9 protein-coding genes are annotated in these 16,464 nt (G+C 71.8%); all 9 read right to left on the reverse strand.

Features of this window, described 5'->3' with window-relative positions; all coding sequences use genetic code 11:
• Window positions 1-32 precede the first annotated feature (32 nt).
• Genes PUT80_RS02600 through PUT80_RS02640 form a run of 9 tightly spaced genes read right to left on the reverse strand, consistent with a single transcriptional unit; the run spans window position 33 to window position 16,461 of the window.
• Window positions 33-821 (reverse strand): ABC transporter permease, encoded by a 789-nt coding sequence (locus PUT80_RS02600; RefSeq protein WP_051728533.1) that lies wholly within the window; start codon window positions 819-821, stop codon window positions 33-35.
• Window positions 818-1,780, reverse strand: coding sequence for an ABC transporter ATP-binding protein (locus PUT80_RS02605; RefSeq protein WP_134728264.1), 963 nt, complete (start codon window positions 1,778-1,780; stop codon window positions 818-820). The genes PUT80_RS02600 and PUT80_RS02605 overlap by 4 nt, the downstream gene beginning before the upstream one ends.
• Window positions 1,777-10,374, reverse strand: a complete 8,598-nt coding sequence (locus tag PUT80_RS02610; RefSeq protein WP_275290959.1) for a non-ribosomal peptide synthetase — start codon at window positions 10,372-10,374, stop codon at window positions 1,777-1,779. The genes PUT80_RS02605 and PUT80_RS02610 overlap by 4 nt, the downstream gene beginning before the upstream one ends.
• A gap of 3 nt (window positions 10,375-10,377) precedes the next feature.
• A complete protein-coding gene (locus PUT80_RS02615) occupies window positions 10,378-13,626 on the reverse strand; it encodes an amino acid adenylation domain-containing protein (RefSeq protein ID WP_275290960.1) in 3,249 nt (1,082 codons plus the stop codon).
• Entirely contained in the window at window positions 13,623-14,633 is a 1,011-nt protein-coding gene (gene sbnB / locus PUT80_RS02620; protein WP_134728261.1) for a 2,3-diaminopropionate biosynthesis protein SbnB, read from the reverse strand. The genes PUT80_RS02615 and sbnB overlap by 4 nt, the downstream gene beginning before the upstream one ends.
• 11 nt (window positions 14,634-14,644) lie before the next feature.
• Complete coding sequence (gene sbnA / locus PUT80_RS02625; RefSeq protein ID WP_275290961.1) at window positions 14,645-15,619, reverse strand: 2,3-diaminopropionate biosynthesis protein SbnA; 975 nt, start codon at window positions 15,617-15,619, stop codon at window positions 14,645-14,647.
• A complete protein-coding gene (locus PUT80_RS02630; protein ID WP_275290962.1) occupies window positions 15,616-15,951 on the reverse strand; it encodes a hypothetical protein in 336 nt (111 codons plus the stop codon). The genes sbnA and PUT80_RS02630 overlap by 4 nt, the downstream gene beginning before the upstream one ends.
• Window positions 15,944-16,243, reverse strand: a complete 300-nt coding sequence (locus tag PUT80_RS02635) for a hypothetical protein (RefSeq protein WP_275290963.1) — start codon at window positions 16,241-16,243, stop codon at window positions 15,944-15,946. The genes PUT80_RS02630 and PUT80_RS02635 overlap by 8 nt, the downstream gene beginning before the upstream one ends.
• On the reverse strand, window positions 16,240-16,461 hold the full coding sequence (locus PUT80_RS02640; protein ID WP_037806251.1) for an MbtH family protein: 222 nt from the start codon (window positions 16,459-16,461) through the stop codon (window positions 16,240-16,242). Before PUT80_RS02640 ends, PUT80_RS02635 begins: the two co-directional genes overlap by 4 nt.
• Window positions 16,462-16,464: the final 3 nt, after the last annotated feature.

Raw genomic sequence — 16,464 nt, forward strand, 5'->3', positions numbered from 1 at the left:
CCGGCCCCTGCGGTGCCGTTCGGCAGCTCCGCTCAGTACTGGCCGAGCGACCCGCGCACCCGTGCCCTGCGGATGCCCACCTCGAACACCAGCACGCCGAGCCCGAGGTAGATCCCGGTGTTCAGGAGCAGCCCGGGCAGTCCGCCGTCGGACCACATCGCGGCCAGCGACCGGCCCTGCAGCACCGATTCGCGGAGCATGGTGACCCCTTGCGTGCTGGGCAGGCTGTTGGCGATCGTGGTGAGCCAGCGCGGGAACTCGTCCACCGGCAGCAGCGTGCCGTTGGTGAAGATGATCATGTTGATCATCAGGTTCGCGAGCGCCCCGACGTGCTTGAAGACCAGCATCGCACCGCCGATCATCAGGCCGAAGCCGAACAGGCCGGTCAAGGTCAGGGCGAGCATCAGCAAGCCGCCGCCGGACACCGGGACGGACACGCCGAAACTCGCGAGCAGCACCAGGTCGAGCACGGCGACCAGTCCGGTGGTGGTGACCAGCGCCGCGACCGCCCTGCCGACCAGCAGCAGTTCCGGCTGGCTCACCGACATGCACATCTGTTCCAGCGTGCCGGTCTGCGCCTCGCTGACCAGATCGATGCCCACCCAGCTGACCATGTTGACGGCGTAGAACCACACCACGTAGCCCAGCAGTGCCGAGGTGAGCTGCCCGGGGTCCATCGAACCGTGGCCGAGGAAGAACACCAGGAAAAGGAAGATCGCAGTGAGCGTGACGAGTTGCATCACCATGTTGAACTTGTAGTACCAGTTGACGCGCAGGCCTTTGCGCGCCTCGGCCAGCACCACGTGCACCGCCGCGCTCATCGTCGCAGCTCCTGCTCGTCCTGGACCACTCGCAAGAAGACTTCCTCCAGTGTCGGCTCGAGGCGATTGATCCCGAGCACGGTCAGCGACCGGCTGCGCGCGTGCGCCAGGAGTTCGTGTAGTTCCTCCTGGTCGTTGATCTCGCCGGAGAGGGTGATCTCGCCGTCCCGCGCGGTGACCTCCAGGTCCCGCCAGGCCGGTTCGCGGGCGTCGAGATGCCCGCCCAGCCGGATTTCGTAGCTGTCCTTGCCGAACAGCGCCAGCAGTTCCTTCACCGGCTTGTCGATCAGCATCCGGCCCTGGTGGATCACCGCCACCCGGTCGCACAGGTCCTGGACGACCTCCAGCTGGTGCGAGGTGAGCAGCACGGTGCGGCCCTCCTCGCGGGCCAGCCGGTCCACCCAGAGCCGCACGGTGCGCGAGGCCTGCGCGTCCAGTCCGAGCGTCGGCTCGTCGAGCAGGATCACCGGCGGGTCGCCGATCAGCGCGCAGGCGATCGCCACTTTTTGCTGCATGCCGCGGGAAAACCGGGTGACCGGCTCGTGCCTGCGCTCCCACAGCTCCAGGTCGCGCAGCAGCTGCTCGGCTCGCTCCCGCCAGGCGGTGCCCCGGGAACCCTTGAGCCGGGCGAAGTACCGAAGGTTCTCCCATGCCGAGAGCTGCCAGTAGATGTTGCGGGTGCCTTCCAGCACCGCACCGATCTGCGCCATCGCGCGCCGCCGCGAGCGGCGCACGTCGCAGCCGTTGACGCGCAATTCGCCCGAGGTGGGGGTGACCAGTCCGCAGATCATCTTGATGGTGGTCGTCTTGCCCGCCCCGTTCACGCCGAGCAGGCCGAGCACCTGGCCGTGCTCGATGGCCAGGTGCAGACCGTCGACCACCCGGCGCGTTCCCGATCCGGCGCGGTAGACCTTGGTCAGCCCGGTCACCTCGACGGCCTTGCCGCTCTCGGAAGTCATGTCCGCATCGCCTGTCCGTTCTCGCTGGGGGGCCGTCCGCCGGCCGGCGGAGTGCGCAGGTGCTCGGCCAGTGCCGCGACGAGCGGCGGGTCGAGCATGGTCAGATGGCTGCCCGGCACCAGCCGGACCTCGAGGCCGCCGCGGGCCAGCTCGCCCCAGCCCCACGCCGGATCGCTGTCCGGCGGTTCGTCCGGGTCGGCGCAGCGCAGCAGCAACGCCGCTCCGGCGTGGGGTCGCGGACGGTAGGCCAGCGCAGCTCGCGTGTGCGCGCGGGCGATGTCCACGTACTGGCGCATCGTGCGCAGGTCCATGTGCTCGGCCAGCAAACCCGCTTCGTCGGCCAGCGCGACCACGTGCGGCAGCCGTTCGTCCTCGGGCAGCGCGCGCAACCGCGCTTCGGTCACTGGCAGGTGTTCGGCGAACTCGCTTGCGAGGAATCGCACGTCGTCCATCGCCTCGAATTCGGCGAGCGACGGGAAGTCCGGCCCGAGGTCGGGACTGCTGTCGAGCAGAACCAGACGTGCCACCTCGTGCCCGGCCGCGCGCAATTGCCGGGCCATCTCGTACGCGATCAGGCCGCCGAGCGAGTATCCGCACAGGTGATACGCGCCCTCCGGCTGCACCTTCCGGATGTCCGCCACATACGCGGCAGCCATCTCCTCGATCGATTCGTGCGGTGCGCGCGCCAGTTCGAGGGAGTGCGCTTGCACGCCGTAGACCGGGCCTTCCCCGGGCAGTACGCGGGCCAGCGAGGTGAAGCAGAAGACGGTGCCGTTCTTCGGGTGCATGCAGAACAGCGGTGGCTCGGCGGTTCCGGCGCGCAACGTGATAATCGAGCGCGGCCAGCCCTCGCGCGGCTGCTCCAGTGCCTCGGCGAGTTCCGCGGGCGTCGGGTTGCCGTACAGGTCGGCCAGCGACACTGCGCGGCCGAGAATCCGGCGCAACTCCCCCACCAGCCGCAGCGCGACCATGGAATGCCCGCCCGCGTCGAAGAAGTTGTCGTGCGCGCCGATGCGCGGGACTCCCAGCACGTCCTGCCAGACCGCGGCGAGCACTGCCTGCACAGGGGTTTGCGGCGGGACGTACTCCGCCGCGAGCGTCGGACCGACCGGCGCGGGCAGCGCGTCCCGGTCGATTTTTCCGTTGCGAGTCAACGGAAGTTCGCCCAGGGTCAGCACTGCCGAGGGGACCAGGTAGTCCGGCAGCGCCGAGCGGCAGTGCGCGCCCAAGTCGCCCGCATCGCTGTCGCCCACGACGTACGCGACGAGGCGCCAGCCTGCCCCTTCGTCCCGGTGCGCGACGACGATCGCCTCCCGGACCGAGGGGTGCGCGCGCAGCACCGCTTCGATTTCGCCGACCTCGACCCGGAAGCCGCGGATCTTGACCTGGTCGTCCGTCCGGCCGACGAAGTCCAGCACGCCGCCTGCGGTCCAACGCACCAGGTCGCCGGTCCGGTACATGCGAGAGCCCGGTTCGCCGAACGGGTCCGGCAGGAACCGGTCGGCGGTCATGCCGGACTGGCCGAGGTAGCCGCGGGCCACCCCCGCGCCGGCGACGAACAATTCGCCGACCGAGCCGGGCGGCGCCAGGCGCAGCCGCGCGTCGAGAACTCGCACGGCCATGCCGTCCAGCGGACGGCCGATCGGGACCGGCGACGGCACGGTCTCGCTGTCGGTCATCCGGAACCGAGTGGCGAAGGTCGTGGTTTCGGTCGGCCCGTAGACGTCCGTCACCGCGAGGCCGGGGCATGCGGCCAGCACGCGGCGCACGGCGTCGGCGGGCACCGCGTCGCCGCCGGTCCACAGTTCGCGAAGACCGGCCAGCGCGGACGGTGCGGCGTCGGCAAGCACGCGGAACAGCCCGGAGGTCAGGAAAGCCGCGGTCACCTGGTGCTCGGCGACGAGTTCGCCCAGGTCGTCGATGGTGAGGTCGCCGGCCGGTGCGACGACTACTTCGCCGCCGGACAGCAGCGGCGCCCAGACCTCGTAGGTGACCGCGTCGAATGCGTGCGGCGAGTGGAAAAGGACCCGCCGATGGCCATCGGCCCAGGACGAGTCGGCGGCAAGAGCCACGACGTCCGCGTGCGTGACGGCGACGCCCTTCGGCGCGCCCGTGGAACCGGACGTGTGCATCACATAGGCGAGGCCGGCCGGGTGCACCGGAAGATCCGGTGCGGCCACGGGGAAATCGGTCCGCTCCGCTGCCGTGTCGACCACGCGCACCGCGGCGGATCCGGCGACGTTCCGGGCCGCCGAGGCCTCGTCGGTGAGGACGGCTTTCACCGCACAGCGGCGGACCATCGCGGCCAGCCGGTCGTCGGGACTGCGGGCGTCCAGCGGAACGTACGCGCCGCCGGCCTTGAGCACCGCCAGCGTCGAAACGATCAGCTCCACTCCGCGTTGCTGGAGCAGGGCGACCCGGTCTTCGGGGCCGACCCCGGCCGCCCGCAGCCAGTGCGCCAGGCGGTTCGCCCGTTCGTCCAGCTCCCGGTAGGTGACCGTTCCGCCCCGGTGCCGCAGGGCGGGCGCGTCCGGGGTGCGGGCCGCTTGGCAGGCGAACAGCTCGTGCACGCACTGGCCGGCAGGCGGCCTGCCCGGCGTCCGGCCCCACTGTTCCAGGAGGATCCGGCGCTGGTCGGCCGGGAGCGCCATCAGGTTCTCCACCGGCGCATCGGGCGCCTCGGCCATGCCGTCGAGAATCCGGACAAGCCGGTCCAGCAGCGTTCGTGCCGCGTCGCCGTCGAAGCGCCCTCGCTCGTGCCACAGCTGCAGTCGCAGTTCCTCGCCCGGTGCTGCGGCGAGAGTCAGCGGATAGTTGGTCTGCGCGTCGGTCCGCACGTCACGGACGCGCAGACCGGTCTCGTCATCGCTGCCGGTGCGAGACGCGGGATAGTTCTCGAACACGACCGCGCTGTCGAACAACGCACGGTCCCGCGGCGCCTCGCTGAGAGCGTGGATGCGGGCCAGCGGCGTGTGCTCGTGCTGGCGCGATTCGGTGAGCTGCCGCTGGACGTCGGAAAGCCACTCGCCGACCGGCTGCCCGGTCCGGAGGACCGCCCGGACCGGCACGGTGTTGATCAGCAGGCCCACGATGTCGTCCGCGCCGGGCAATTCCGGCGGACGCCCGGAAACCGTCATGCCGAACACCACGTCGTCGGAGCCGAGCCGCAGCGCGGTGAGCACTGCCCACGCCGCTTGCACCACGGTGTTGAGCGTGACGTGGCAACGCTTCGCGAGTTCGGCGAGCTTGCTGGTCGAACTCGCCGGGAGCTCGGCTTCCTGGCAACCCGGTTCCCCGCCGTTCTCGCGGCCGGTCTCGACCGGCGGCCGGTAGCCGGCCATCAGCTCGCGCCAGTACGACTCCGCTCGCGCCGGATCCTGCTCGCCGAGCCAGCCCAGATAATCGCGGAACGGCCGCGCGGGCGCGAGTTCCGCCGGCAGGCCGCGGACCGCGGCCTCGTATCTCTGGAATGCCTCGCCGGTGACTCTCGGGAAGGACCAGCCGTCCAGCAACAGGTGATGATGGCTGAAGACGAACCGGTGGTCGTCGGCTGCGAGACGGATCAGCGCGAAGCGCAACAACGGCGGGCGGTCCAGCGCGAACCCGCGTGCGCGGTCGTCCGCCAGGAACTGGTCGAGCCGGCGCTGGTGCTCGGAGGAGAGCGTGTCGCGCCAGTCCAGCTCCGTCCACTCCGGACAGACCGAGTCGTGCACCACTTGCACCGGAGCGGGCAGACCCGACCAGTGCACGGAAGTGCGCAGCACCGGGTGCCGCTGCACGACCGCTTCCCACGCCGCACGCAGCGCTGCCGGGTCCAACGGGCCTTCGAGGCGGCAGGTGAACTGTTCGACGTAAAGCCCGCCGCCCTGTTCGCTGTGGAAGACCATGCCTTCCTGCATCGGGGTCAGCGGGTAGACGTCCGCGACGCCGTCCATGCCGGCCAGCACCCGGTCGAGTGCTTCCTGGTCCAAGGCGGACAGCGGGAAATCGGACGGCGTCCAGCCGCCGGTCCCCGGCGCACAGCAGTGTGCGACGAGGGCGCGCAGGCGGTCGGCGAAGGAGGCGGCGAGCGCTTCGATCGTTTCCGGGCGGTGCACGGTGGTGCTGTAGCCCCAGGCGACTTCGAGCTGTCCGCCGCTGACCGCGGCCGTGACGTCGAGCAGGTTCTCCCTCGGCTCGTTCGGGTCGTGCATCCGCCCGGCCGGTTCCGGCGCGGGCTCCCACCATGAGCCGGGCTGGAAGGAGCTGTCGAACTGGCCCAGGTAGTTGAACGCGACCTGCGGGCGGTGCGCGGCGCGGAGCTCCGGCGTGCCGCCGAGGTAGCGCAGCAGCCCGTAGCCGATGCCGCCGCGCGGCACCGCGCGCTGCGCTTCTTTGACCCGCTTCAGGAGCGCGCCCGGATCGTCGTCCGAACCCAGCTCGATCAGCACCGGGTGGAAGCTGGTGAACCAGCCCACCGTGCGCGACAGGTCGAGGTCGTCGGGTGCGGCGTCGCGGCCGTGGCTTTCCAGCTCGACGAGCACCCGCGACGAGTCGAGCCACTCGCCCAGCGCCTGTCCCAGCGCGGCGAGCAGGACGTCATTGACCCGGGTCCGATATGCCTGCGGCACCTCGCGCAGCAGGGCGGCCGTCTCGTCGGCGCCGAACCTCGTGCGCACAACGTCCACTGTGGACACAGTGGGGGGTTCGGCGAACGGCAGGTCGAGCGGAATCGCCGCGGTGCCGGCGAGTCCGGCCCAGTAATCCGCTTCCCCGCGTATCTCCGCGCTCCGCGCGCGGCGGCGCAGGTGGTGTGCCCACTCGCGGAACGAGGTCGTTTTCGGCGGCAGCGCGGACGCACCCCGTGCCATCACCGCTTCGAAGTCTTCGAGCAGGATGCGCCAGGACACACCGTCCACCGCGACGTGGTGCACCACCACCAGCAGGCGGCAGTCGTCCGGTCCGAGGTCGAAATAGACCGCGGCGACCAGCCGGCCGGCCGCGAGGTCGAGGCTGGTTTGCGCGCGTTCCGCCGATGCCGCGATCCGGGCAGGCCGTTCGGCTTCCGGAACCGCGCGAAGGTCCTCCACAGTCAGAATCCGCTCCGGGATCCCGGAGAGCCCGGCCTGTTCCTGCCGCCAGCCCGAGCCGGCCCGCTCGACGCGCAGCCGCAGGGCGTCGTGGTGCCGCAGCAGTTCGCGCAGCGCCGCTTCCACGGCCGAGGGCGGCGCCGGGCGGCGCGCCCGCAGCAGAACGGCCTGGTTGTAGTGGTCCGGCACCGGCGGGCGCTGCTCGGTCAGCATGGCGAGCTGGATCGGCGTCAGCGGCACCGGGCCGGTCACCACACCCTGTTCTGCCTGCTGGACATCGGTCTCCGCGATCTCCCGTGCGGCGGAGGCGAGCGCCCGCACCGTCTGATGTTCGAACACCTGCTTCGGTGTCACGGCCCAGCCCGCGGCGCGGATCCGGGCGACCACCTGCAGGCTCACGATCGAGTCGCCGCCGAGGGAGAAGAAGTTGTCCTCCGCGCCGACCGTGTCGAGGCCGAGCACCTCGGCCCACGCCTGCGCGACCGCCTGCTCGGCAGGCGTCGCCGGAGCGGTGCGCACCGGGGCGGACTCGGGAGCGGGCGGTGCGGGCAACGCCTGGCGATCCACCTTTCCGTTGGCGCTCAACGGCATCCGGTCCAGCAGCACAATTGCCGAAGGCACGAGATAGGGCGGCAGGCTCTGCGCCGCGTGTGCCCTCAGTGTCTCCGCGAGACCGCCGCGTTCGGCACCGGGTGCGGCCACGGCGTAGCCGACCAGCCGGGCGTCGGCCCCTGACTCGGCGCGCGCGACGACGACGGAGCCGGAAACCGCTGGGTGGGCATCGAGCACCGCCTCGACCTCGCCGGGTTCGACCCGGTGCCCGCGGATCTTGACCTGATGGTCGGCCCGGCCGAGGAATTCGAGGTCGCCGCGGGCGTTCCGGCGCACGAGATCGCCAGTGCGGTAGAACCGGGTGCCGGGCTCGCCGAACGGGTCCGGGACGAACCGGGCGGCGGTGAGGCCGGGCCGGCCGAGGTAGCCGCGAGCCACTGCGTCGCCGCCGAGGAACAGTTCCCCCGGCACCCCCGGCGGAACCGGGTTGCCGTGGCGGTCCAGCACGTGCGTCCGGCTGTGCCCGAGCGGACCGCCGATCGGGGTGAGCGCGCCTTCCGGCCCGGAGTCCGACTCGAACCAGGTGTTGTCGATGGTCGCTTCGGTGACCCCGTAGGAATTCACCACCCGGCCGCCCGGTCCGACGATCTCCCGCGCACGCGCGTACTCCTGCGCAGGCCACGCGTCCGCGCCGGAGATCAGCAACCGCAGGGCGCCGAGCCGTCGGCCGCGCAGGGCGGCGGCGACGTGCCGGAGCACGACGGGGACGAATTCCGCGCAGGTGATGCCGTGCGCGTCCGTCGACTCGGCGAGCGAAGCCGGCTCCAGCAGCAGATCCCGCGGGCAGAGCACGAGGGTCGCACCCGAGCCGAGCGCGCGGGCCACATCGCCGGTGAAGACGTCGAAGGCGGCGCTGGCCATTTGCAGGTGACGGTCGTCCGGGACGAGGTCATAGGCAGCGTGCCAAGCCTCGATGGCGGAAGCGAGATTTCGATGGGTCACCTGCACGCCCTTCGGGCGCCCGGTCGAGCCGGAGGTATAAACCACGTACGCAAGATTGCCCGGCTTCGCGCGGCCCGGCAGGTTACCGGCGGAGTGCTCGGGTGCTCGCGGCCGGACCAGCGGGAAGTCATCCAGCGCTTCCTCGGCGATCAGCAAGTCCGCGCCCGCGTCGGAGAGCAGCATCGCCTGCCGTTCCCGCGGGTGGTCCGGATCCACCGGTACGTACGCGGCGCCGGCCTTGAGCACGGCGAGCACCGCGACGATCAGGTCCGGGGACCGGCGCAGCAGCACGCCGACCCGGGTTTCCGGCCCGGCCCCGCGCTCCCGCAACGCACGCGCCAGCCGGTTCGCCGCGGCGTTGAGCGCGGCGTAGGTCAGAGTCCGGCCGTCGCCGGTCACCGCGACGGCGTCCGGGCGAAGTGCGGCGTGCTGCTCGACGAGTTCGTGCAGCGACCGTCCAGGTCGGACGGGGCGGTCCGGGCGCGCCGCGGCGAGTGCGCGCGTCCGCTCGCCCGGGGCCAGCATCGACAGGCTCCGCATCGGCTCCGCGGGGCGGGCGGCTGCCTCGGACAGCAAGTTCCGGCAATGCTCGGCCATCCGCTGCACGGTGCCGGCGGCGAACAGATCGGTGTTGTACTCCAGCGTGCCTTCGAGGCCGTCCGGCGTCTCGCGCAACGACATGCTGAGGTCGAATTTCGCGGTGGTGCCGAGCAACGCCTCCCCGCCGGCGAACGGACGAAGCCGCAGCCCCGGCCACTCGACCTCTCCTCCGGGCGTGTTCTGCACGTCGAAGAACACCTGCACCAGCGGGCTGTAGCTGAGCGAACGGTCCGGACGCAACGCCTCGACCAGGCGTTCAAAAGGCAGGTCCTGATGGGAAAACGCGTCGAGGCACGTACGCCGCACCCGCGCGAGCAGCGATCGGAAATCCGCGGAGTCGTCGCACCGGGTGCGCAGCGCGAGCGTGTTGACGAACAATCCGATCAACCCGGCCAGCTCGGACCGCGTGCGGCCTGCCACCGGCGTGCCGACCACCACGTCGTCTTGCCGCGTGTAGCGCGCCAGCGCCGCCGAGAAACCGGCCAGCAGCACCATGAAGAGCGTCGCGTCCTGGCTGCGGGCAAGTGCGTGCAGCCGCTCGACCAGCTCGCCGGGCCAGGTGAACGCGACTGTCGCGCCGCGGAAGCTCTGCACCGGGGGCCGAGGGAAGTCCGCGGGCAGATCGGCGAGATCCGGCGCGCCGGCGAGTTCTTCGCGCCACCAGGCGACCTCGCCTTCGATCCAGTCGCCTGCCAGCCGGTCCCGTTGCCAGGCCGCGTAATCCTGGTATTGCACCGGCAGCGCCGAGAGCGCGGGCGGACGGCCCTCGGCGCGCGCCAGGTACACCTCGCCCAGTTCGCGCACCAGCACGCCGAGAGACCAGCCGTCGCTGACGATGTGGTGGGTCGCCAGCACCATCACATGGTCGCGGGCGGAGACCCGGAAAAGGGTCAGCCGCAGCAGCGGCGGACGGGTCAGGTCGAACGGCGCCTGCGCGGCCCGGGCAGCCAGGCCGGGCAGCACCCGCTCGGCCTCCGCCGAAGGCAGCCCGGAGAGGTCCACCGCCGACATCGGTGTCGGCACGGCAGGCCGGACCGACTGGCGCACCAGGCCTTCTCTGCTGTGGAACGCCGACCGCAGGGCGTCGTGCCGGGCGAGGACGGACTCCAGGCCCGCTCGCAGCGAGCCGGCCCGCAGCGGTCCGTCGATCCGGGCGCTCATCGCGATGTGGTAAGTGGACTGTCCGGGCTCGACCTGGTCCAGGAACCACATCCGCTGCTGCGCGAACGAGAGCGGCAGATCGTCGGTGCGGCCGGCCGGGACGATCCGGTCCGGGTCGGGCAGCGCGATGCCCCGCTCGCGCAGCAGCCGCGCCAGCAGCCGCTGCTTGGCCTCCGCGGCCCGGGCGTCGGGAACGTGCTGGTCGGTCATCGGCTACTCGCCGTCTTCCAGCTGCGCGAGGATCTCCTCGAGCGACAGCGCGTCGATCTGGCCGCGGAGTTCGGCGACCGCGGCGACGTGTCCCGCCGCGGGCTCGGCCGCTGCGAGAGCGCGCGCCAGACGGGCAGGAGTCGGCGCGTCGAACAGAGCACGCAACGGCAGGTCCACCGCGAAGTCCGCGCGCAGCCGGGCCGCGACCTGCGTCGCGAGCAGCGAATGGCCGCCGAGCGCGAAGAAGTTGTCCTGCGCCCCGATCGGCGCGACGCCGAGCACGTCCTCCCACACCCGGACAACCGCCGCCTCGACGGCGTCGGCGGGCGGCTGCGCTTCGGCTGCCGCTTCGTCCCGCCCCGCCGGAGCCGGCAGGGCACCGCGATCGAGTTTCCCGTTGGGGTTCAAGGGAAACCGGTCGAGCAGCTGGACCGCGGCAGGCACCATGAAGGCGGGCAGCCGGTCGGCGCAGTGCGCCCGCAGCTCGGTTTCGGCCACCGGGCCGCCGGGCACCGCATACGCGACCAGCCGGCGGTCGCCGGGAGCGTCCTCGCGGACCAGCACGGCAGCTTCGGCCACCGCGGGATGGGCGCGCAGCACCGCCTCGACCTCGCCGGGCTCGATCCGAAACCCGCGCAGCTTGACCTGGTGGTCGCGCCGGCCGAGGAAGGAAAGCTCGCCGTCGCCGCGCCACCGGGCGAGATCGCCGGTCCGGTACAGCCGATCCCCTGGCTCGGCGGAGAAGGGATCGGGCACGAACCGGTCCGCGGTCAGCCCGGGCCGGCGGAAGTAGCCGCGGGCTACCCCGGCACCGCCGAGGTACAGCTCCCCGGCGACGCCCCGCGGCACCGGCCGCAACCACTGGTCCAGCACATACGCGCGGGTTCCGGCGATCGGTGTCCCGACCGGCGGCGGCAGTTCGGCATCGGCCGGCACGAGCGCCGCGGTCGAGTACGTGGTGGCCTCGCTGGGCCCGTAGAGGTTGTGCACCGCTGCGACGGCCGCCTGCTGGTGCGCGGCGTCGACGAGCGACCCCGGCAGCGGTTCTCCGGCAAGGCAGACCGTGCGCGCGCCGGGCGGCAGTCCCCCGTCCCGCAACACTTCCGCGAGCACAGACGGCACGGTGTTCACCAGCGTGATGTCCGGCAGCGGCGTGTCCAGCATGGCCAGCGCACTGTCGACGAGCACGACGCGCGCGCCGAGGGTCAGCGGCAAGAAGATCTCGAACACCGACAGGTCGAAACACACCGACGTGGCGGCCAGCATTCCGTCCGATCCGTCGAGCGGGAACGCGGAACTCGCCCAGTCCACCAGCGCCGCTACGTTGGCATGGCTGATCTGCACGCCCTTCGGCTTGCCGGTCGATCCGGACGTATAGAGGACGTATGCGGTTTGCGCGCCCGAGACCGCGTCGTCCGGACGGTCCGCCGGCTGTGCCGCGATAGCCGTCGCGTCGCCGTCGACTGAGACCGTGCGCATTCCGTTGCCGGTCCACCGACCCGCCAGCGCATCACGGGTCACGACGATCTCGGCGCCGCTGTCGGAGAGCATCGCGTTCAGCCGCTCCGCCGGATACGCCGGATCCAGCGGCAGGTAGCCGCCGCCTGCTTTGAGCACCGCCAGCAGCGCGATCACCAGCTCCGGCGTGCGGTCGAGACAGACCGCCACCGGGGTTTCGGCTCGCACGCCCAGGCCGCGCAAATGCCCGGCCAGCTGGTTGGCGCGCTCGTCCAATTCCCGGTAGGTCACGGCGGTTTCCCCGCACCGCACGGCGATCGCGTCCGGAGTGCGGGCCGCCTGGGCGCGGAACCGCTCGGGTACGGGCGTCCGGCTGCCCGCCGGGCCGCCGTCGGCCAACCGCGCCGCTTCGTCCAACTCGGCCGCGCTCAGCATCGGAAGCGTGCTCACCGGCGCGACGGGATCCGCGACGGCCGCCTCCAGCAGCGTGCGGAGATGTCCGGTGAGGCGTTCGACCGTCGCGTGCTCGAACAACATTCCGTCGTATTCGATCACGACGTCGAGGCCGTCCGCACCGATCTCGGTGACGAACAGGCTGAGGTCGAACTTCGACGTGCCTCCGCGGTGCTCCCGCCGGAACAGCACCGACCGCAGCCCGGGCCAGTCCCGGTCCGCCGCCGGAGTGTTCTGCAGCGCGAAAAGCGCCTGTACCACCGGGTTGTGCCGAGAGTCCCGCTCCGGCCGCAACGCCTCGACCAGTCGCTCGAACGGCAGGTCCTGGTGGCTGTAGGCGTCGAGGCAGCTCTCCCGCACCTGATCGAGCAGGCTGGCGAAACCCGGGTCGCCGGAGACGTCCGTGCGCAGCGCCAGAGTGTTGACCAGCAGGCCGATCATGCCGTCGAGCTCCGGACGGCCGCGACCGGCGACCGGGGTGCCGACGACCACGTCCGGCGAACCAGTGTGCCGGGCCAGCACCGCGCTGAAACCGGCCAGCAGCACCATGAACAGCGTGGCCCCGCGCTCGTGGCCGAGCGCTGCGAGGCCGTCGCGCAGATCGGCCGGCCAGCGCACGGCGACCTGCGCGGACCGCGACGCAGGCACCGGCGGGCGCGGGCGGTCCAGCGGGAGGTCGAGGAGCGCGGGAGCGCCGGCCAGCCGGTCGCGCCAGTAGTCCAGTTCGCGTTCCAGCGCGGCGCCGGAGAGCTGTTCCCGTTGCCACACCGCGTAATCCGCGTACTGGATGGGCAGCTCGGGCAGCTCCGGCTCGCTGCCCGCCACGGCGGCCTGGTAGCAGATGCCGAGCTCCCGGGCGAAGTTTCCGAGCGACCATCCGTCGGTGATGACGTGGTGCATGGTGGTGAGCAGCACGTGGTCGGCACGGCCGAGACGGAGCAGGCGGACCCGCAGCAGCGGTCCGGTCGCCAGGTCGAACGGTGCGGTGGCTTCCGCTGCGGCCAGCCGCGCCGCGACCTCGGCGCGGTCCGCCTCGGGCAGACCGGACAGGTCGATCGCCGGCAGCGCGACGTCGGCGGCCGGGGCCACGAGCTGGCTCGGCACGCCGGACTGGTCGATGTCGGCCAGCGTCGTCCGCAGCGTTTCGTGCCGGCCGGCCACGGTGCGCAGCGCTTGGCGCAGTGCCGGGGCGTCGAGCTCGCCGGCCAGCCGCACGGCCATCGGGACGGTGTAGGCGGGGCTGCCCGGTTCGAGCTGGTCGAGGAACCACAGCCGCTGCTGCGCGTAAGACGAGGGCAGGACGAAGACGTCCTGCTCCACGCCCGGATCGATGCCGGTCACCAGCCGACCTCCGGGCAGAAGCCCGCGACGGACTGCCCGGCGCCTGCCGCGCGCACCCTCTCGGCGAGCCAGGAGCCGACCGCGAGGTCCAGCACGCCCAGCCCGAATGGCGAGAACACCGCGGCCCGCTCCGGATCGCGGGAGACCGTGCCGTTCAGCACGTCGGCGAGGGTTCCTGCGACGAAATCGCGGTGCCCGACCCGCTGCTGCGCCAGGTGCAGCGAAGTGCGCTCGCGCATCACGTGGTCGATGTCGTCGGTGAAATTCTGCACGCCCAGCACCAGGTCTTCGCTCAGATCGCGCAACGACAGGTGCAACACCGTCGGCCGGTGCGCGAGCAGCTCCGGATCGTGCAGGTGCGGGCTGCCCGCGACGGTGGCGAGCACCACGAGATCGCAGTCTTCGAAGGCTCCGGACACCTTGTCCGCGACGACGACGTCGGAGCCGGGCAGCCGCTCCGCGAACCGGTGCGCGGCCGCCGGGTCGGTGTCGAACAACCGGTAGCCGCCGACGTCCCAGGACAGATCGGCGACGAACCGGCGCACGTGGTCGGCGATCAGGCCGGTGCCGACGAATCCGATCCGGCGGGCGGTCCGCCCGCCGGTCAGCGCCTCGGCGGCGAGCACGGCCGATCCGGCCGTGCGGGTCGCCGAGATCAGCGAGGATTCCATGCAGGCGTAGGCGAATCCGGTCGCCGGGTCGTTGAGCAGCAGCACCGCCGACGCGCGCGGCAGGCCGTGGTTCTTGTTGCCGGGGACGCTGGCGATCCACTTGATCCCCGCGACGTCGAACTCCCCGCCGAGATATCCGGGCAGCGCGATGATCCGGTCGGACGCGCGCCCCGGGAACCGCAGGAAACTGCTGTGCGGCAGCGACGAGTCCCCCGCGGCGTGGACGAGGTAGGCACGGCGGACCACGTCGGCGCACTGCGGGCGCGCGGCGTCGAGGTGCTCGCGCGCGTCGCTTCCGGTGATGACGGTGAATTCGGGCGGCGCCAGCTCGGGCATGGGAATCCCTTTCAGATGCTCAGCACCGGCTCGGGCAGGCGCTCGGCGAGCCAGCCAGGCCGGTAGACGGTGTCCGCGTACGCGGTGCCCCGGTCCGCGCACAACATGGCGACCACCGGGGCCGGACCGCGATACCCGGCGAAGTACCGTTCGATCGCGGCGTAGACGCTGCCGGTGGACCCGCCCGCGTAGATGCCGTGTTCGCGCACCAGGGCGTGGCAGGCGGCGACGGTTTCGGTCTCCGGGACGAGCACCACGTCGTCGATCTCGGCCCGGTCCACCATCGGCGGCCGGATCGCCGAGCCGAGCCCCGGGATGTGCCGGGCGCGCGGCGGACTGCCGAAGATCGCCGATCCCTCGGCGTCCACCGCGATCACCTTCGCCCGCGACCGCAGTCGTTTGACGCAGCGGGCGACGCCGGCGATCGTCGCGCCGGTGCCGACCCCCACGAACACGTAGTCGATCCGCTCCAGCGCCGCGCACAGCTCGGCTCCGGTCATCAGCTCGTGCGCGTCCGCGGCGTCGGCGTTCTCGTACTGGTTGGGCCAGTACCCGTCCGGCATGCCCGCCTTCAGCCGGCGCACCGCGGCCAGCCGGCTGAGCAGGAATCCGCCGCTTTCATCCCGTTCGGCCACCTTCTCCACCCGCTCGCACGCCGCGCGCAGGAACCGTTCGGTGGACTGGTTGGTGTTCGGGTCGATCACCGGCACGAAGGACAGGCCGGCCGCTCGGCAGAACGACGCCAGCGAGATCGCGAAGTTCCCGGACGAGGACTCCACCACCACGCTGGCCGACGTCAGCTCGCCCCGTTCGGCCGCGCGGCGCAGGATCAGGTACGCCGAGCGGTCCTTCACGCTGCCGGTCGGGTTCTGGAATTCGAGCTTCGCGTACAACCGCAGCCGCTCGTGCGAGAGCCGCGCCACCGGAGTGCGCGCGAAGCCGGCGCCGATCCCCTCCAGCCGCGCGAGCAGCGCGTGGTCGGTCACGCGTCCGCGCCGGTCGTCGCCAGCAGCCGGCCGGTCCCGCTCAGTGTGGCCAGGTCGATGTCCGCGACGCAGCGCACCGGTTCGTCGTTGAGCACCAAGCTGCCCTCCAAGTGCACGGCGCCGGTGCCCTGCGCGAAGTCCGCGCCGTCGAGCGCGCAGCGTTCGCGGTCGAGCAGGACGCCGAGGTCGGTGCCGCCGGAGGTCCCGGTGAACTTCACGAACACGAAGCCCAGCTCGTCGACCCGGCGGTGCAGTTCGGCCAGCGTCGCCACCGGCCCGCCGACGGCCACCGGGTGCGTGCCCTCCGAAAGGCGCTGCACCAGTTCATCCATTGCGCTGTCCTCCTTGGTTTTCCGAATCAGCCGCGGCCACGAGGTCGGCGGGCACCGCGAAACCCAGCTCGGCGGTGCAGAATTCCTGCCATCCGGGGGCGTCGCCGCCGAACAGCAGCGGTTCGCCGGTCACCGGATCGGCGCGCACCGCGTAGTCGTCGCCGAGATAGCCGAGGTCGTCGTCCCCGAGACCGGCCTGCGCCGGCGCGGCCGCCGCGGCCCAGCCGGGGAACCGGCGGAAGTCGGCCAGCGCAAAGGCTTTGCAGTACCCGGGCAGTGCGGCCGCGCTCACTGTGCCGCGGCCTCGGCGGCCATCTGCTTGCGCAGGCTCAACGGCCGCATGTCGGTCCACACCTCGTCCACGTGGGCCAAGCATTCCTTCTTGGTGCCCGAGGTGCCCTCGTCGCGCCAGCCGGCCGGGATTTCCCGGTCCGCGGGCCAGATCGAGTACTGCTCCTCGTGGTTGACCACCACGTGGTAAATGGTGGTCTCGTCGTCGTCCTCGAACACAGT

This window comes from Amycolatopsis sp. La24, assembly GCF_029087445.1.
In the GTDB taxonomy this organism is placed as follows: Bacteria; Actinomycetota; Actinomycetes; order Mycobacteriales; family Pseudonocardiaceae; genus Amycolatopsis; species Amycolatopsis nivea.